Source organism: Enterobacter sp. ECC-249, from assembly GCF_043965265.1.
Taxonomy (GTDB): domain Bacteria; phylum Pseudomonadota; class Gammaproteobacteria; order Enterobacterales; family Enterobacteriaceae; genus Enterobacter; species Enterobacter quasiroggenkampii.
In genome coordinates, this window is the sequence record NZ_CP143660.1 from 2,839,531 (window position 1) to 2,856,566 (window position 17,036).

At 51.8% G+C, this 17,036-nt stretch carries 16 protein-coding genes; 4 read left to right on the forward strand and 12 right to left on the reverse strand.

The window, feature by feature from the left end; genetic code table 11:
- The first annotated feature begins 107 nt into the window (after nt 1–107).
- Entirely contained in the window at nt 108–1,298 is a 1,191-nt protein-coding gene (locus V1587_RS13635) for a cytochrome c biogenesis protein/redoxin (protein WP_371898102.1), read from the forward strand.
- A 5-nt stretch (nt 1,299–1,303) separates the two neighbouring features.
- On the opposite strand, the gene tam is transcribed toward V1587_RS13635, so the two are convergent.
- Entirely contained in the window at nt 1,304–2,062 is a 759-nt protein-coding gene (gene tam, locus V1587_RS13640) for a trans-aconitate 2-methyltransferase (protein WP_048224425.1), read from the reverse strand.
- Nucleotides 2,063–2,490: 428 nt separating this feature from the next.
- On the opposite strand from tam, the gene V1587_RS13645 reads away from it, so the two are divergent.
- Nucleotides 2,491–3,129 (forward strand): acyl-homoserine-lactone synthase, encoded by a 639-nt coding sequence (locus V1587_RS13645; protein ID WP_371898103.1) that lies wholly within the window; start codon nt 2,491–2,493, stop codon nt 3,127–3,129.
- A 14-nt stretch (nt 3,130–3,143) separates the two neighbouring features.
- On the opposite strand, the gene V1587_RS13650 is transcribed toward V1587_RS13645, so the two are convergent.
- Nucleotides 3,144–3,836, reverse strand: coding sequence for a LuxR C-terminal-related transcriptional regulator (locus V1587_RS13650; protein ID WP_371898104.1), 693 nt, complete (start codon nt 3,834–3,836; stop codon nt 3,144–3,146).
- A 306-nt stretch (nt 3,837–4,142) separates the two neighbouring features.
- On the reverse strand, nt 4,143–4,727 hold the full coding sequence (locus V1587_RS13655) for a GDP-mannose pyrophosphatase (protein WP_371898105.1): 585 nt from the start codon (nt 4,725–4,727) through the stop codon (nt 4,143–4,145).
- 86 nt (nt 4,728–4,813) lie between these two features.
- On the opposite strand from V1587_RS13655, the gene V1587_RS13660 reads away from it, so the two are divergent.
- Nucleotides 4,814–5,587 (forward strand): DeoR/GlpR family DNA-binding transcription regulator, encoded by a 774-nt coding sequence (locus V1587_RS13660; RefSeq protein ID WP_371898330.1) that lies wholly within the window; start codon nt 4,814–4,816, stop codon nt 5,585–5,587.
- 38 nt (nt 5,588–5,625) lie between these two features.
- Here V1587_RS13660 and V1587_RS13665 read toward each other — a convergent pair whose 3' ends face one another.
- From V1587_RS13665 to V1587_RS13680, 4 genes are all read right to left on the reverse strand, one after another.
- On the reverse strand, nt 5,626–5,988 hold the full coding sequence (locus V1587_RS13665; protein WP_371898106.1) for an NUDIX hydrolase: 363 nt from the start codon (nt 5,986–5,988) through the stop codon (nt 5,626–5,628).
- Between the two features lie 149 nt (nt 5,989–6,137).
- Complete coding sequence (locus tag V1587_RS13670; RefSeq protein ID WP_371898107.1) at nt 6,138–6,509, reverse strand: VOC family protein; 372 nt, start codon at nt 6,507–6,509, stop codon at nt 6,138–6,140.
- A 94-nt stretch (nt 6,510–6,603) separates the two neighbouring features.
- On the reverse strand, nt 6,604–7,047 hold the full coding sequence (locus V1587_RS13675) for a PACE efflux transporter (RefSeq protein ID WP_371898108.1): 444 nt from the start codon (nt 7,045–7,047) through the stop codon (nt 6,604–6,606).
- 74 nt (nt 7,048–7,121) lie between these two features.
- Nucleotides 7,122–8,084 (reverse strand): NAD-dependent epimerase/dehydratase family protein, encoded by a 963-nt coding sequence (locus tag V1587_RS13680; protein ID WP_395314376.1) that lies wholly within the window; start codon nt 8,082–8,084, stop codon nt 7,122–7,124.
- Nucleotides 8,085–8,178: 94 nt separating this feature from the next.
- On the opposite strand from V1587_RS13680, the gene V1587_RS13685 reads away from it, so the two are divergent.
- Nucleotides 8,179–9,087 (forward strand): LysR family transcriptional regulator, encoded by a 909-nt coding sequence (locus V1587_RS13685; protein WP_371898110.1) that lies wholly within the window; start codon nt 8,179–8,181, stop codon nt 9,085–9,087.
- Between the two features lie 255 nt (nt 9,088–9,342).
- Here V1587_RS13685 and yjjJ read toward each other — a convergent pair whose 3' ends face one another.
- Genes yjjJ through V1587_RS13710 form a run of 5 tightly spaced genes read right to left on the reverse strand, consistent with a single transcriptional unit; the run spans nt 9,343 to nt 16,895 of the window.
- Nucleotides 9,343–10,647 carry a type II toxin-antitoxin system HipA family toxin YjjJ gene (gene yjjJ / locus V1587_RS13690; RefSeq protein WP_371898111.1) on the reverse strand — a complete coding sequence of 435 codons (1,305 nt, stop codon included), beginning with the start codon at nt 10,645–10,647 and terminating at the stop codon, nt 9,343–9,345.
- A 44-nt stretch (nt 10,648–10,691) separates the two neighbouring features.
- A complete protein-coding gene (gene silA / locus V1587_RS13695) occupies nt 10,692–13,868 on the reverse strand; it encodes a Cu(+)/Ag(+) efflux RND transporter permease subunit SilA (protein WP_371898331.1) in 3,177 nt (1,058 codons plus the stop codon).
- 10 nt (nt 13,869–13,878) lie between these two features.
- Nucleotides 13,879–15,129 (reverse strand): efflux RND transporter periplasmic adaptor subunit, encoded by a 1,251-nt coding sequence (locus tag V1587_RS13700; RefSeq protein WP_371898112.1) that lies wholly within the window; start codon nt 15,127–15,129, stop codon nt 13,879–13,881.
- 11 nt (nt 15,130–15,140) lie between these two features.
- Nucleotides 15,141–15,482: a cation efflux system protein CusF gene (gene cusF, locus V1587_RS13705; protein WP_371898113.1), complete on the reverse strand. Its 342-nt coding sequence runs from the start codon at nt 15,480–15,482 to the stop codon at nt 15,141–15,143.
- Between the two features lie 27 nt (nt 15,483–15,509).
- Entirely contained in the window at nt 15,510–16,895 is a 1,386-nt protein-coding gene (locus V1587_RS13710; protein WP_395314377.1) for an efflux transporter outer membrane subunit, read from the reverse strand.
- Between the last annotated feature and the right edge of the window lie 141 nt (nt 16,896–17,036).

Sequence of the window (17,036 nt, forward strand, 5' to 3'; positions counted from 1 at the left end):
GTGATACAGAGCCAGACAAAAACCGCGCGTTTACATATACCCTGAACACATCAGCACGATGAAATAGCCTCACTGCAGTGTCGCAGGACGTATAACGTGAGGTCATTATGTTTCTGGTAATCGCTTTTCTGGGCGGGATGATAAGCCTGCTCAGCCCATGTACGCTCCCGGTTATTCCACTCCTGTTTGCCGGTTTTCAGGGACAACGACGACATATTCTGGCCCTGCTAGCAGGGATGGTCGTGATGTTCACCCTGGTGGCGATGGTCGTTACCGTCGCCAGCGAGTGGATAACAGAGGCGACCATTGTCGGGCGCTGGATCGCGCTCGTCATTCTGGCTACCGCCGCGCTGGCCTTAATTTTCCCCTCTTTCGCCCAGCGTATTGCGGGTCCGGCCGTCAGCGCGGGTAATGTCCTGAACACCCGAAGCGGACAAACGCGCGGAATGGCATCGGCATTTCTGGCCGGGCTTGCGGTAGGACTGCTCTGGTCTCCCTGCGCCGGACCCATTCTGGGGGCGATCTTCAGCATTAACATTGCGGGGCATTCCGCTATTACCACCGGCGCACTGCTGGCCGCCTATGGCAGCGGATGCGCGCTGATGCTGGGATTACTCGTCATCGGAGGCCGCACGCTAGTGACCCCGCTGAGAGCAAAATCGGCGCTCATGGCAAAGCTGCGTCAGGGGGCGGGGGTAGCGATGTTAGCGGCGGTCATCCTGAACGCGACGGGGATGACCTCGCAGCTGAAAGGGGCTAACGGCGTCGCAGATCGTCTTGAGACCGCGCTCTTAAATCTGGCAAAACCCACAGCCGCGCCGGTGAAGCTCCAGCCGGTAGCGATCGCTGAGCCCAGCAGCCAGCTTCCTTCGCTAAGCGGCGGAACAGGATGGCTAAACGGTGACCCTGTCACGTCTGAAGCATTGCAAGGGAAGGTTGTTCTGATTGATTTCTGGACCTGGGACTGCATTAATTGCCAGCATACGCTCCCACATGTGCGGGATTGGGCTACAAAGTATCAATCGCAGGGTCTGGTGGTGATTGGGGTTCACACGCCGGAATACCCCTGGGAAAAACCGCTTTCTTCGGTACAAAAGGCGGTAACGAAATGGCAATTGCCTTATCGGGTGGTGACGGATAATAACTACCAAATCTGGAATGCTTTCGGCAATCAGTACTGGCCAGCGCATTACTACTTTGATGCCAAAGGCCAGCTGCGCTATACCGCCTTTGGCGAGGGTGATTATGAGCAGCAGGAAAAGGTTATCCAGCAGTTGCTTAAAGAAGCCCGCTTATAATCGGATCAGGGCTGGCGTTGAGCCACGATAAACAACCGAGGAAAAGCCAGCAGTATCTGCCCGTTTTCCTGGAGCGGATACTGCTCTTCCAGCAGTTCATGGTAGCGTTTCAGGAAACGTTTCTGCTCGCTCTCATTCAGTTCCTGGAGCCAGGGGCGCAGGCCGGTGGCGCTTACCCAGTCAATAATAGCCTGATGAGAGCTCATTTTGTGATAATAGGTTGTCCGCCAGATATCCACGTCACAGCCAGCCTCCGACAGAATATCGTAGTAAGCATGTACGCCCGGCAGAGGTTCGCGGCCACGGTCCGGGTAGTCTTGCTCCAGCGCCACTTCACGCATCGCCACATGGGTGGGTTCCAGCCAGTTGTCGGGCATCTGGATCGCCAGCACGCCATTTAACTTAAGCAGGGAGACAAGATGCGGCAGGAGATCGTAATGGTCAGGAACCCATTGCAGCGACGCGTTGGCATAAATCAGGCTCAGCGGCTGGCCAGGCTTGTACTGACGGATATCGGCCTCAACAAAGTGGCAGTCAGGTAAGGCGGCGCGTGCTTCCTCAAGCATGGCAGGGGAGTTATCGACCCCGGTAATGTGCGCAGAAGGCCAGCGATGCTTTAACAGCGCCGTGCTATTTCCTGGACCGCAGCCCAGATCGGCGATAGTAGCGGCTTCATCAAGAGGAATTCTGGCGAGCAATTCAGCGGCTGGACGCGTTCTTTCCGCGCCAAACTGCAGGTAAAGAGAAGGGTTCCAGTCAGCCATCATCAATTCTCCGTCTTACATGATTCAGCAAGAATAGCACAGGCAGATGCCTGTAAAACGGTACCGACGAGGGTTTCGGGCAGAAGAAAATCACTAGAGTCAGTAAAACGAAGGGAGGGTGGAAAAATAATAAAACAGAAATATTACCCCTTAAAAGATTAAGGGGCAATGTTTTTATTGTAATTATTGTTTTTTAATATTTTATCGGCAAAGTGCTTCTTATGCTCTGTACCCGAAACTTTAATTATTAGATAATCATCGATGGGTATATCCCTGGTGTTTCGTAGGTCTTTGACCTCCTGACCGCTTAGTTTTGCGAGAACTTCGTGGTCAGGTACTTTTTAAGTATAGGGAATATGCGGCACAATGAAAGCTGTCCTAAAAGACAGGTGATAATAGTTTCAGGTGTTATTATCAGGAACAAGAGCATGAATTCTGTCATTGAATTTTTTTTACACGACTACGATGATTTGCCACCAGCATTAGCATACGAACTCTACCGACTCAGAAGAAAAACTTTTCGGGACCGACTCGACTGGAAAGTTGAATGCATCGAAGGCATGGAAAAGGATCGGTTTGATTCCCATAACACGACCTACTTGCTGGGTATGTATGATGGACAGCTGTTATGCGGCGCGCGATTTATTAACGCAACGCAGCCGACAATGATAAGCGAAATCTTTCACAACTATTTCGATAATCCCATTGTTTTTCCAGCAGATGTTCCCTGCTGTGAAGTGAGTCGTTTATTTTTAGATAAAGAAACACGAGACTCTGCAAGTCTGCAGGGTGTACCCGCCAGTAAGGCATTGTTTCTAGCGATGAATATTTATTGCATAAAGAAAAAATATCACGGGATGTACGCAGTAGCCAGTCGTGGTATGTATGCCATATTTCGCCATGCAAACTGGAAAGTTGAAGTCATTCAGCGCGGTGTCTCTGAAAAAGGGGAGGCTATTTACTATATTTATATGCCTGCCAGCACCAGCATTATTGAAGACATTATTAGCAAAGACAAATCCAGTCACTGGCTTCGCGAAATGCTCGAACATTTACGCCATTTATAACCAGTGGCTGAGGGTCAGTCGTCCAGTAACCGGAGTTCCGTTCCAAGTTTTATTGCGTGTCTGGCATTATTCACACCGAGTTTCTTCATTATATTGCCCATATGGAATTTAACGGTGCGCTCAGCAATAGACAAAATAACCGCAATTTCGGCGTACGTTTTCCCGGCGCTGACCCATTTAAGGATTTGGCGCTCGCGTGGCGACAAGAAAACATTCTTTTTCTGCTGATGCTGACTGTAAAGATTGAGCGTCTTCTGATGTAACTGAACAAGGAAGCGTAGAAATTGCGGTCGATATTTATCAATGTCAATGCCTGAATGCTTAGGGCTGATGACGGATAAGACCACAAGATTATTCAGATAGTCATGCAGAGGAAACGTCTGTCCCTGGTAAATATCATACTGGACACTTTCGTCGAAAATGCGTGTCAGGTTATAACCATCCGACAGGACGACATCACTTTCCCAGAAAAAATCTTCAACACAGCGCAAAGCCCGAATAATGACAGGGTCAATGAACTGATATTTTCTTTCAAGATAGATATTAAACCACTCAGAATTATTATTGAGTATCCTCATCTGTGAAGGATCTTTCTTGTTCATAATAGCGTAGGCGAAGACGATCCCTTTGAAATCCTCAAAAAACGCGTCCAGCTCACTCTGAATTTGCGTATTGATCGTTATGTCGTTGTAATATGTATCCTTCACGTGAGTTGCTGCCTCCTGTTCGAGTGGAGGACCAAGTATAATATGCTTCGTTATCTGTAGCGAGTCGCATTTTAATCCAGACAAAAGATAAGACAGGCTACCTCAGCAGGCAGCCTCGTGAACGTTTGGCATTTTTGAATGATAAATGCAGGTGACTCAGGGAAATGTTGATGATTTTATCGAATTTCGAAATCGTTCACTAAATATAGTAGGCTGCAAAATTTAGGAGGTATTCTGCTTTTTATCCCCGTAACGAACAAGCGAACCACCTTCATGCGCTTTCAAATAAGGATTTAAACCAGTAGGTTACAGAATACCTTTAAGGGCAACATGATAAAGCAGCATGATGGTTTTACCGTCGACAATCTTGCCCGTTTCAATGCTGCGTAATGCCTCTTCAAGCGTCATTTCCAGCACGCCGATATCTTCACCCTCAGCCTTGAGCCCGCCGCCTGCGCCGGTTCTGTCATCTGGCTGGTACTCGGCAAGATAAAAATAGAGTTTTTCTGTGACCGAGCCTGGGCTCATATAGGCTTCAAGGATTTTCTGCACGCGCGAAACGTGAAAGCCGGTCTCTTCTTCCGCTTCTGCTTTTATGCGGCTTTCGGGATCCATGTTGTCCAGCAATCCCGCTGCAGCTTCAATTAAATCGTCCTCATGGCCGTTGATAAAGACAGGGAAGCGGAACTGGCGCGTCAGGATCACCGTCTTTTTCTCACGGTTATAGAGAAGAATCGTCGCGCCGTTGCCACGGTCATAGACTTCCCGATGCTGCCGTTGCCATTCGCCATCACGTCGCTGCAGGTCAAAGGTATATTTTTTAAGGATGTACCAGTTGTCGGAGAGGGTTTCACTGTCGATGATGCGCACATCTGCACGTTTTGATTGCACGATTGTTCCTCCTTACGTAGAGTAATGGTCATAAACAGCAATATCATGCATGTTCAAGATAAAACATGCAACATCAGGAATCCATGATGCTCACCAGTCAGCGAAAACAATTGATCCTTGAAAAGCTGGGTGCCGAAGGGCAGGTCCAGTCAAAAGCGCTCAGCATTCTCTTTGATGTCTCTGAAGACACCATCCGGCGCGATCTGCGCGAGCTGGCGGCAGAAGGGCGTTTGCAGCGTGTTCACGGCGGCGCGCTGCCGTCATCTTCCGCTATTGCTCCGTTTGCCGAACGGCAATCCGTAAAGATGGATGCGAAAAAAAGGGTGGCCCGAAAAGGAGCACAGCTGATTTCATCAGGCCAGGTGGTGATTGTCGACGGTGGCACGACGACCTCGGAGCTGATTACCTTTTTCCCACCTGACTTGCGCATCACCGTGGTGACGCACAGCCCGAGCATTGCTCTGGGGCTCGTTGATCATCCTTCCATTGAGGTGATTTTAATCGGCGGACGCTTGTATAAACACTCGATTGTTGCGGTCGGCGCTGCGGCCATCGAAGGCATAGAGAATATACATGCAGACCTGTTCTTTATGGGGGTGACCGGTATTCATCCCGATGCGGGGCTGACAACCGGTGATTTCGAAGAGGCATGTATCAAACGTGCATTTTCCGGCAGAGCCGCGGAAACGGTCGTTCTGGCGTCTCCGGAAAAAATCAACACCGCGTCGTCGTTTGTGATTGGCGATGTATCTTCAGTGAATACCATCGTCGTTGAAGACGGTACGGATAAGGAGTGGATCCGCGCGGTATCGCAAAAGGGGGTATCCGTCGTGCTGAGCTCAGATCGTGACAGCCTCTGACAGCCAGCCTTAAACGACAGGCTGGCTGACGTCCTGGCTTACGCTTCTGGAATGCTCTCAAGCGCGGTATAAACGCTGAGACCATATTTTCTGGCTACCTCAATGTCCATATCGGCACCTTTAGACGCACCGGCAATACGATAAATCGCATCGCATTTTGCGATGAGCCGGTGAGCAACGGGGTACAGCATCGCTTCGCTGATTTCATCACCCACCGTTTTTGAGCCTGCGGCTTTTGCCAGCGGCAACGCAAGCCATTCACCAATCACCGGGATGTGGCCACGCTGGTAAACGGCTAATGCTGCGTTTTCGAGACGCGCCAGATTCTCATCTACTCGCGCCTGAACGCCATCGGTTCCGCTGCGATAGGGACCGGCAATTAAAATCAACTGTTGTTTCATTGATACCTCTGTCAGTGTTATTGCATGAAACTGCACATTTACAGAGGATACCTTACGTCACTATCGGCCTTAAATACAACAATTCGTGTATTTTCGTGCAAAAAGACGCATGAGCAGATCGGTTGACGACTTTTGAAAAAGGCGTTGGGCTACGGGCTCTCCGGTGCATGGCACACGGCCTCGATGTTATGACCATCAGGTGAGATGACAAAAGCGGCATAATAATTTTCACCGTACGGTCGTAATCCCGGTCCGCCGTTATCACGTCCGCCAACGCGCAGCGCGGCGTGGTAAAAATCATCTACCTGCTGGCGCGTATTAGCCACAAACGCCAGATGCAGAGGCGCGGGTGTGTCGTTTGTCTGGAAAAGGCAAAGTGAAACGTCGCCAGCGCTCATTTCGACACCATAATCTGGTGCGCCTTCATCAATGAGCTCCACACCAAGCGGGCGAAGCGCCTCAAGGAAGAAGGTTTTACTTTTTTCATAATCGCTAACGCCGAATTTAACATGGTCAAACATTATCGACTCCTCAAAAGAGATAGAGAAATGAAGAGTATAGAAGGTGAGAGGAGTCGAATAAGATCAACGGCGTGTCTATGTGACAGATGTCTCGCTACAGAGCAGACCGTTTCCGTCCAACAAATGTCCAGCGCAGGTAGTCGTAGATCCAGTTAAACAGCATCGTGTACGGCAGGAAAAACAGTACAAGACCGATCTCAACAAAAAAAGCCTCCGTTACTGTAAGATTCAGCATAATCATCGCGACAGGCATTAAGGTTATGATGAGTCCCGTTTCAAAACCTACTGCATGGATCGCACGAATGAGAAATGTTCTTTCAAACTGGTATTTTTTCTGAAGGGAATCAAAGAGTTTATTAAAAATAAAATTCCAGATCGTTGCGGTAAGTGCGGATATGACGGACAACGAGCCTGACTGGAGAACAGACACATTCATCAGCCAGGCAAGTGACAGGGCGATAATAACGTTGGCCATCACCTCAAAAATGACTGCATGGAAGAGTCTCTCTTTAACACTTTTATTTAATTCAATTTCCATTTGCTTAGGGCTATGTTTTTCAAAAGATTGAGTATATCAGACATATTTCAACTCTTTCTAAACTGCAGGTTATGTTAAATACAGCCCAAACCAACTAATGTTGCATGTACGGCCTCATTAAGAGGGGTCTGAGGTTCGTGGCCTAAAAACCCAATCAGTTTTGAGTTGTCCATCTCTATTGTCTGCTCCCAAAGATAACGCATCTCCCGTATTTCATGCAGTGTGGTGTTAAAGGGACTCATCGCAGAGATAAGCCACCAGGGAAACGATTTCACTTTCGCCTTTATGCCGGCACGTTCCACGACGAGCTTTATGGCGGTGGTCATTGCTGTCCCATCAGGATCCCAATACCCGCGCATGTGGAAACGGGCCAACGGTTCGAGTTCATCCCGACGCGCCAACAGCGCTGCGAGCGTTTCGGCGACATCCGGCAAATAAGCCCACTGGTGGCCTACGCCGGTTTTCCCTGGGTTTTTAATGACCTTCGGTGGATACCCCGATTTGACCAATCCCTGTGAAAACCAGTTGTTGCCAGCATGCGGACCAAAAAAGTCTCCAGCCCGCAAAATCAGCACCTTTCCGCCACGCTGTGCATAGGCTGCAAGTTCCTGCTCCATTTGCACTCGTATGGCGCCTTTTCGGGTAACCGGATTCTGAAGAGAATCCTCACGCAAGAGGGGAAAAGCATCCGGACCGTAGTTGTAAATCGTGCCCGGCAGAACGATTAATGCACCGTTTCTCTCCGCTGCGTTGAGGGTGTTATGCAGCATGGGCAAAACCAGCTGTTCCCAGTTTCGATAACCCGGCGGGTTAACGGCATGGACGATCACGCTGCATTCTGACGCAGCCGCCTCAACCTGTTCAGCATTCAGCGCATCTCCGCTTATCCACGAAATGCTATTGTTGCGAACGCTATTTTGCGGAGTACTGCGGCGCAATGCACGCACATCCCATTCGTCCCGGATCAGTTTACGGGCTATTTCGCCACCGATACCACCCGTTGCGCCCAGTATTAGTACCTTATTTATGCTTTTCATCGTCTGACCCTTATTGGATATCTGCTTGACATCTTAATGACCGCACGGGCTAAATGTAATTGCATAATATAAGCCAGCAGGTATGCATTTTTGTATGAAGCTAAATATCCCGTGGGAATGGTATCGCACATTTTTGGCCGTGATGAGGGAAGGGTCTCTGTCAGGGGCCGCACGCAGGCTTGCCATTACCCAGCCAACCGCCGGACGTCATATTGCAGCACTGGAATCAGCCCTCGGCCTTGTTTTATTTACACGTTCACAGACAGGATTGCAGGCCACGGACGCAGCCGTCGAACTGAAGGGCCACGCACAAGCGATGGAAAATACGGCCATGATGATTGAGCGGTCGGCTGCCAGCTTCAGTTCCGGCGCAGCCGGAATACGAGGCGTGGTGCGCGTTGCCGCAAGTGAAATCATCGGCACTGAGGTTCTGCCTCCCGTGATCGCACAAATAAAGGAGGAATACCCGCAAATAACCGTTGAACTGGTTCTGTCTAATCGCGTTCAGGATTTACTGAACCGGGAAGCTGATATTGCAGTACGCATGACCACACCGGTGCAGGAGCAACTAATTGCTCGTCGAATGGGCAGGGTTGAAATAGGTCTGCATGCCGCGCCAGCCTATCTGTCACGACATGGTGCACCGGAAAGTATTGATGAGTTATTCACCCATACGCTTGTGGGTTTCGATAATATGACACCCTTTATTTTACAAGCGCTTAAACAGTACCCACAGATCAACCGCGAGCTATTTACCGTGCGAACCGACAGCGATATTGCGCAATTAAACCTCATACGTGCCGGAGCAGGTATCGGTATGTGCCAGGTGCATCTGGCCGAATTTTCTCCGCCGTTACAGAGGATAATGCCTGATTTCTTTGCATTTCATCTCGACACATGGCTGGTGATGCATGAAGATTTACGCCACAGCCAGGCCTGTAAGACGGTGTTTGATTTTCTTGCAGAGGGTTTACAGGCTTATATCAACAGAGAAAAACGGTAAGTAAACCCTGGAAGGCGGCACCGTTAAGCTGACGTGCGCTGGACGCACAGTGAGATAGTCAATTCAGAACCCATAAGTATTCAGGCCAACGTTGTCAGCAAAACGCCAGATTTTCCCTGATTCCATATCAGTGCGCATAATGTATATTATGTTAAATGAGATATTGCAGTAATCATAACCTCAATACCTTCCGTTACATCCCCTGGTCTTGCCCATAAAAAACGCCCCACTTTTAAGGAGCGTATCAAATACTCATTATCCCAGACGCGAGATTTTTTGCCTCGCTTCGTCCAGATGGCTTCGCAATGCTGCAAGACATGGCGCAAAATTGGCGGAAAAACGGCTGCAACCGTTCGCAAGTGCATAAAAGCGTTCAGCCAGCTCAAGCGCCTGATGCCAGGTCCCTGTCTCGATCGCGTCGATCAGCGCAATCGGGCGAAGCGTATTCACCATTCCGCCACCTGACTTCGGCGCAAAGCCCATAGGCAGCATGTCATAGGCTGGCGCAAGATCGTAAGGACGTCCATGGGAACTGATAAACGACAGATTGCCATGGTGCATGTCGGTATTGCCGATAAGCATTCCAAACGCCCAAAGCCTTGCCGTGCTGGCGACCGCATCCGGGTGAACACATCCCTGCTTTGCCAGCTCGTTCACCAGTACCGGCCAGGTTTCTCTTGCACGACCGACAAACTCCGCCTCAAGCGCACGTAATGAAAAGAGCCCCTTACGACCAAGTGGTCCCGTGCGGTCGAACCGCGGTATCTCAAGGAAGCGCTGTCCACCAAAATCAAACACTTCTGTTTCGACGCCGAGCACGTTTAACGCCAGATGTTCCGCCAGCAGCAGGTCTCGCCAGCGTTCACTTACAGGGTTATCGTCCGGTGCAGTGAATTTCACAATGACGTGACCGCGTTCTGTGTAAGTACAGAATTTGGGCTGCTCACCGCCTGCGGAGGAACCCGGTACATCGCCGGCGCTAACGGCCAGCGCCAGTGACGGATATGCGGTTGCCCGGTCCACTTCAACTGGCGACGGCATCTCAACAAAATGATTCCGCGCCTGTTCACCAATTATCAGGTTCCCTACTGCATCATGCCCATGGGCCAGCAGCGCCCTGATAACATCGGAGTCAGTCCAGTTTTCCGGATTTGCCGGCAGGCCAAGCTCGGATGAAAATCGGGAGGCATACGCGCGGCCAAGGTATCCCTGAGGCCGCATGTCAAACAACCACCACGGCAACCCGTCGCTGTGGAGGCATACATTGTCCGTTTGCTCCATGACAAATCCGTCTGGATACACCGGAACGAGTTTACCCAGCGGTTTAACCTGCCCCTCTTCCGTTATGCGGTAGATGGGGGCCGAACTGAATCCACGATGCGGGTCGCGCAGCACATAGTGAATAGATGGACCGGAGCCAATGCGAACAACTTCATCGCCAAGCGCTTTAATCGATCGCGAAATGGTAGGCTGACTAATTCCCATAATATCAGTAAGTTGCCTTACCGATACTGGTCCTTGCCTCAGCAATTGACGTAGCGTTTCGGATCGATTTATCATGGCGTTGAATCGCTTTTTGAATAGGTTATTGAATAGCTAATTTATCAGTTGTTGACTCCCCTGTCATCTTCTCCAAAGGCTGTCTTTGTTTTATGCCTGCGCAACCAAATTAACTTATACGCCGCAGGAATAATAAACAGCGATAGCAACGGTGCCGTAATCATCCCGCCGATCATCGGCGCCGCTATCCGGCTCATGACTTCTGATCCTGCGCCGGTCCCCCAGAGAATGGGCAGCAGACCCGCGATGATCACCGCGACGGTCATTGCCTTTGGCCGCACGCGCAGCACGGCGCCATGATAAAGAGCGTCATCAAGCCCCTGCTCAGTGAACGTTTCCCGATGGGATAACGCCGGTTGCGCTTCAACGGCATGACGCAAATACATCAGCATGACCACCCCAAATTCTGCCGCCACCCCGGCCAGGGCGATAAATCCGGTACCGGTTGCAACTGACATATGAAAACCCTGCCAGTAGAGGAACCATATCCCGCCGACCAGCGCGAACGGCAGGCTCATCAGGATCAGCAACGCTTCATCTACGCGACGAAACGCCAGATAGAGCAGAATGAAAATGATCATCACCGTCATCGGCACCATCAGCTTCAGTTTCTTGTTAGCGTGCTCAAGCAGTTCAAACTGTCCGGAGAATGACACGCTGGTACCCGGCCTCAGCTTTACGTTCTGGCCGATGGCCGTTTTAATGTCGTTCACGACCGACACCATATCCCTGCCGCGGGCATCGATATAAATCCAGCTCGCAGGTCGGGCATTCTCCGTTTTTAGCATCGTGGGGCCGGAAACGATGTTTATATCCGCCACATCACCCAGCGTAATCTGCTGTTTCATCGGCGTCAGGATCGGCATCTGCCTCAACGCATTCGGGCTGTTCCGGTAGTCCTGAGGATAACGAATATTAACCGGGTAGCGGGCCACGCCTTCAACCGTTTCACCCACCGTCGCGCCGCCGATGGCCGAGGAGACGAACAGCTGCACGTCGCCCACCGTCATTCCATAGCGGGAGGCTTTCTCCCGGTTAATATCAACATCGATGTAGCGCCCGCCTTCCAGACGTTCAGCCAGGGCGGACACCACGCCCGGCACCGTTTTGGCGACGGCCTCTATGCGCTGCGCCGTGGCGTCGATATCAGCCAGAACGGTACCTGACACCTTGATGCCAATGGGGCTTTTAATCCCGGTTGAAAGCATATCGATGCGGTTGCGGATGGGCGGAACCCAGAGATTCGCCAGGCCAGGTAAACGAACGGTCTTATCGAGCTCGTCAACGATCTTGTCAATCGTCATGCCGGGTCGCCACTGTTCTTCAGGCTTTAGCTGAATGGTGGTTTCCACCATTTCGAGCGGCGCGGAATCCGTGGCCGTTTCGGCTTTACCGGTTTTACCGAACACCGACGCCACCTCAGGCACGGTTTTGATGAGTTTGTCCGTAGTCTGCAGGAGCGCCGCCGCTTCTGCCGGAGACACGCCAGGCAATGTTGACGGCATATACAGCAGGTCGCCTTCATTTATCTTCGGCAGGAACTCGCCGCCCACCTGGCTCAGGGGCCAGATCACCGTGAAGATGGATAAGGTCGCAACCAGCAGGGTTGTTTTAGGCCAGTGGAGCACCCGAATCAGAAGCGGATGATAGGCGTTAATCAGCAGTCTGTTCAGCGGGTTACGGGTCTCAGCGGGGATTTTACCCCGGATCCAGAATCCCATCAGAATGGGGATCAAGATGATGGCCAGCGCGGCCGCACCCGCCATGGCGTACGTTTTCGTGAAGGCCAGCGGACCAAACAGCCGCCCTTCCTGCCCCTCGAGGGTAAAGATGGGAATGAACGACAAGGTGATGATCAGCAGGCTGATAAACAGTGCTGGCCCCACCTCAACGGAGGCATTGGTGATCACCTTCCAGCGGGTTACGTTGTCAATCTGCTCGCCCGGATGCTGGTGATCCCACTCTTCCAGCCGTTTATGCGCATTTTCAATCATCACGATGGCGGCATCCACCATTGCGCCGACGGCAATGGCAATACCTCCGAGCGACATAATATTGGCGTTCAGCCCCTGGAAATGCATGACGATAAAGGCAATACACAGGCCAAGCGGCAGTGAGATAATCGCCACCAGCGCCGAGCGAATGTGCCAGAGGAACAGCGCGCAGACGATGGCCACGACAATAAACTCTTCGAGAAGCTTGCCGCTCAGGTTATCTATGGCCCGGTCGATGAGCTGGCTGCGATCGTAGGTGGTCACAATCTCAACGCCTTCCGGCAGGCTGGCCTTCAGCGTCTCCAGCTTATCCTTCACCGCCGTGATGACTTCACGCGCATTTTTGCCCGAACGCAGGATCACCACGCCGCCCGCCACTTCACCCTGCCCGTTCAGCTCGGCAATGCCGCGGCGCATTTCCGGCCCTGTTTGTACGCGTGCAACGTCACGGAGATAAATCGGGACGCCGTTCTCGCCGGTTTTCAGGACGATACTATTGAAATCATCGATGGTCTGCAGATAGCCGCTGGCCCGCACCATATATTCCGCTTCCGCGATTTCTACGGACGATCCCCCTGCTTCCTGATTAGACGATTCAAGGGCCTGCTTAACCTCCGGCAGGCTGACGCCGTACTGAGCCAGTTTTAAGGGATTGACCTGGATCTGATATTGCTTGACCACGCCGCCGACGGAGGCCACTTCAGCCACGTTCGGGATCGTTTTCAGCTCAAACTTCAGGAACCAGTCCTGCAGTGAGCGCAGCTCGGCGAGATCGTGTTTTCCGCTGCGATCCACCAGCGCATACTCAAATATCCAGCCCACGCCGGTGGCATCAGGGCCGATCTCGGAACTTACGCCGGCAGGGAGTTTGCCCTGAACCTGATTCAGGTACTCCAGAACGCGCGAACGGGCCCAGTACAAATCAGTACCGTCTTCAAAAATGACATACACATACGAATCGCCAAACTGCGAAAAACCGCGCACTGTCTTTGCGCCGGGAACAGACAGCATGGTGGTGGTGAGTGGATAGGTCACCTGGTTTTCAACAATCTGCGGGGCCTGACCGGGATAGCTGGTTTTGATAATCACCTGAACGTCAGACAGATCGGGCAAGGCATCGACCGGCGTGTTAATAATCGTCCATGTTCCCCAGACGCTGAGGAACAGCGCACCCATCATGACCAGGAAACGATTGGCCACTGACCGGCGGATAATCCATTCAATCATCATCGTCTCCTTAATGGCCAGAATGCGCGTCGTCAGGTGTTTCCGCGTGGCGCATGCGCTCCAGCGCACCGGTAATATTGGCCTCCGAGTCAATCAGGAACAGACCCCTGACCACGACTGACTCCCCCTCTTCCAGCCCGCTACCGATGCCTGACTGCTGCTGAGATTCATGCAGAACGTGGATCGATTTCGGCACAAAGCGCCCTTCTGCATCAACGGTAATGACGCGCTGCTCTTTGCCGGTATCGATAACCGCCTGTGACGGAATCAGCAGCATTTCCTCACTTTGGGTATTCAGCTTCAGGTAGGCATTCATTCCCGGTTTCAGCAGCTCATCCCTGTTGGAGACCTGCAGGCGCACCTGCAGCGTACGGGTGGTTTGATCCACGCTTGGCAGAAGACTCCACTTTTCAACCGGGAAGGATTTATCCGGATAAGCCGGTATGGAAACAGCAAACTGCGAGGTGTCTTTCAGCAGATACGCAATCGATTCTGGGATCGCCGCGCCGATCCATACCGGATCCATCCCCTGAATTTGCGCCACGACCTTATCTTTCGAAATATTCATCCCGGTGCGCAGGTCAAAGGCCGTGATCACCCCGTCAATGGGCGCCCTGATGGTAAATCGGGTCTGGATCGTTCGGGTCGCACGCAGCCTCTGAATATCGTCATCCGGCATACCCGCCAGCCGCAGCCGTTCCAGAACGCCCTTAATCTGCGTCGGCGTTCCACCGGTGCCGGATAGCAGCAGGAACTCGCTCTGCGCTTCGACCCAGTCCGGAATAGTAATATCAATCAGCGGCGTGCCTTTTTTCACCTTATCGCCGATCGTCAGCGGGTAGACTTTCTCAACAAACCCCTCCGCGCGCGCCTGCACAATGACAAACTGATAGTCGTTATAGCTGACGTTGGCCGGGATCGTCTGGGCATAGTTCAGCGTTCCGCGCGTCACTTTTTGCGTTTTTAATCCTAAATTCTGGACCTGCGTCGGATCGATACGGATACCGCCACTGCTTTTATCGTCATTTTCGTCCGCATATTTCGGCACCAGATCCATATCCATAAACGGTGATTTACCGGGCTTATCGAATTTCACGTCAGGTTTCATCGGGTCATACCAGAAAAGAACCTTTCTTTCCGCAACGCTATTTTCTGTTTTTTCAGATGAATAAAGCGTCTGCCATGCCGTCACGGATATAAGCCCTCCCGCAATAAGGCTGCTGACTATCATGGCAGCGTATTTTATTTTTAATGAGGCCATGCCGCTTCTCGCTATTTAATGCTCTTCAGTAAAGAGATATTGCCCTGCTGAACAAATGAAAAATCAACCTGACGGCCGACCTTTAAGGCGCTGATGCTCCCATCGGCCTGAATAAAGGTGAAACGCATGGTCATCGCGGGCCAGCCAATCGCCGGGATGGCCTCATGAGAAATCGTGACTTTTTTATTCTTGAGATCAATGTCTTTCACGATGCCGGTCCCGGTAATAACCTGCTCTGCGGCCCCTTCACGGGCGTCGCTCATCGCCTCGTGCTGATGAACTTCAGCCTGCAGGTCGGCAGAAAACACAATAGAGATCGCACCGAATACAACAGCCTTAAGTGAATTGCGCATATTTATTTTCCTGTTTAATTAGTAACGTTATTCGACCCAACCGCCGCCGAGCGCGGTGAAAAGATTAATTTCATTAACCTGCCGGGCATAAGTAAGATCGAGAATATTTTGCTGCGTGGAGAAAAGAGAGCGTTCCGCATCAAGCACTTCGATATAGCTGACAGCGCCGCTGGAATATAACCCTCTGGCACGCTGGAGCGTGATCTGGAGCGAATCAAGATACCTCTGTTGCGCAGCTAGCTGCTGGTTAATACTGTCCCGCAGCGCGAGCGCATCGGCTACCTGTTTGAAGGCGGCCTGTATTTTTTGTTCGTAATTTACGACCGATTGCTGCTGGCGAATTTCAGCCAGCTTCAGGTTGGCCTTATTCCTGCCCGCATTAAAAATGGGAATATCTATTTTAGGGATAAAATTCCACATCCCACTGCCGGCGGTGAACAGGCTGGATAATTCCGTGCTGCCTGTTGAAAGCCCGCTGGTTAGAGATATGGACGGGAAAAAAGCGGCACGCGCGGCGCCGATATTCGCATCGGCCGCTTTAAGCTGATACTCCGCCTCCATAATATCCGGGCGCTGCAGCAGTATCGCTGAGGAAAGATGGGGCGGGAGTTTTACCGGCGCAATATCGCTGGCGTCCATTCCGCTGTCGCCCGGCAGCGCGCGATACGTCCCGAGGACCAGCTGCAGGGCATTATTGGCCTGCGCCAGCTCCCCCTCTCGTTTGGCAATCTCTGCCCGCGTGCTTTCGATCTGTCCCCGGGCCTGTTCCAGCGCCAGGACGTTCGTACTGCCCGTCACCAGCTGTTGCTCAACGAATGCATAAGACTGCTGGTAATTTGTCACCGTTTCCCGCGCAATGCGCAGCTGTTTATACGCCAGCTGCTGGTTGAAATAGCTCTGCGATACGCCAGAGACGAGCAGAATATGTACCGCGCGACGGGCCTCTTCGCTGGCGAAATAGTTTTGTCGGTCAGCCTCGCTCATGTTCTTCAGCTTGCCGAAGAAGTCGAGTTCATAGCTAAGCGCAAGGCCCGCGTCGTACTGCTGCGTGGTGGGTTTGTCACTTTTCAGCCCACCGCTGTACGTGATGCCCGAGGAGGCATTCAGCTGAGGATAGCGATCCGCATCAGTCACGTTGAACTGCGCCCGGGCTTCTTCGACCTTCAGAGCGGCCATTTTTATATCGCGATTATTGCTCAGGGCTTCCCTAATCAACCCGGCTACCTGCGGGTCGACAAAAAAGGTGCGCCAGCCGGTTTCCTGATACCCCGCCACCGCGGGCGTCAGGCCGTTGCGCGAGAGCGAAAATTGCTGGGGTACCGGTGACGCCGGGCGCTGATATTCGGGGGCCAGCGAGACGCAACCTGCCAGAATAAATACCGTACTAATGCTTAGTCGTTTTAACAGGAACATAACGGTTCAAATGAAGTCCAGAGTAGTTTTAGGGCTACTCTACGGAACGCTTCCTGTTTGACGGGTGACGGGATAATGACAATGTTGTCATTTTTAACGTAAGTCATTGTGAACGGTGGCGGGCGCCATAGAATGTCATCA

What these genes read in the sequence shown, in the direction of transcription:
- V1587_RS13685 (WP_371898110.1), top strand. Translation starts at nt 8,179, where the DNA reads ATGAAGCTAAATATCCCGTGGGAATGGTATCGCACATTTTTGGCCGTG.
- tam (WP_048224425.1), bottom strand. Translation starts at nt 2,062, where the DNA reads ATGGCTGACTGGAACCCTTCTCTTTACCTGCAGTTTGGCGCGGAAAGA.
- V1587_RS13710 (WP_395314377.1), bottom strand. Translation starts at nt 16,895, where the DNA reads ATGTTCCTGTTAAAACGACTAAGCATTAGTACGGTATTTATTCTGGCA.
- V1587_RS13635 (WP_371898102.1), top strand. Translation starts at nt 108, where the DNA reads ATGTTTCTGGTAATCGCTTTTCTGGGCGGGATGATAAGCCTGCTCAGC.
- cusF (WP_371898113.1), bottom strand. Translation starts at nt 15,482, where the DNA reads ATGCGCAATTCACTTAAGGCTGTTGTATTCGGTGCGATCTCTATTGTG.
- V1587_RS13700 (WP_371898112.1), bottom strand. Translation starts at nt 15,129, where the DNA reads ATGGCCTCATTAAAAATAAAATACGCTGCCATGATAGTCAGCAGCCTT.
- V1587_RS13670 (WP_371898107.1), bottom strand. Translation starts at nt 6,509, where the DNA reads ATGTTTGACCATGTTAAATTCGGCGTTAGCGATTATGAAAAAAGTAAA.
- V1587_RS13660 (WP_371898330.1), top strand. Translation starts at nt 4,814, where the DNA reads ATGCTCACCAGTCAGCGAAAACAATTGATCCTTGAAAAGCTGGGTGCC.
- V1587_RS13675 (WP_371898108.1), bottom strand. Translation starts at nt 7,047, where the DNA reads ATGGAAATTGAATTAAATAAAAGTGTTAAAGAGAGACTCTTCCATGCA.
- yjjJ (WP_371898111.1), bottom strand. Translation starts at nt 10,647, where the DNA reads ATGATAAATCGATCCGAAACGCTACGTCAATTGCTGAGGCAAGGACCA.
- V1587_RS13665 (WP_371898106.1), bottom strand. Translation starts at nt 5,988, where the DNA reads ATGAAACAACAGTTGATTTTAATTGCCGGTCCCTATCGCAGCGGAACC.
- silA (WP_371898331.1), bottom strand. Translation starts at nt 13,868, where the DNA reads ATGATTGAATGGATTATCCGCCGGTCAGTGGCCAATCGTTTCCTGGTC.
- V1587_RS13680 (WP_395314376.1), bottom strand. Translation starts at nt 8,084, where the DNA reads ATGAAAAGCATAAATAAGGTACTAATACTGGGCGCAACGGGTGGTATC.
- V1587_RS13645 (WP_371898103.1), top strand. Translation starts at nt 2,491, where the DNA reads ATGAATTCTGTCATTGAATTTTTTTTACACGACTACGATGATTTGCCA.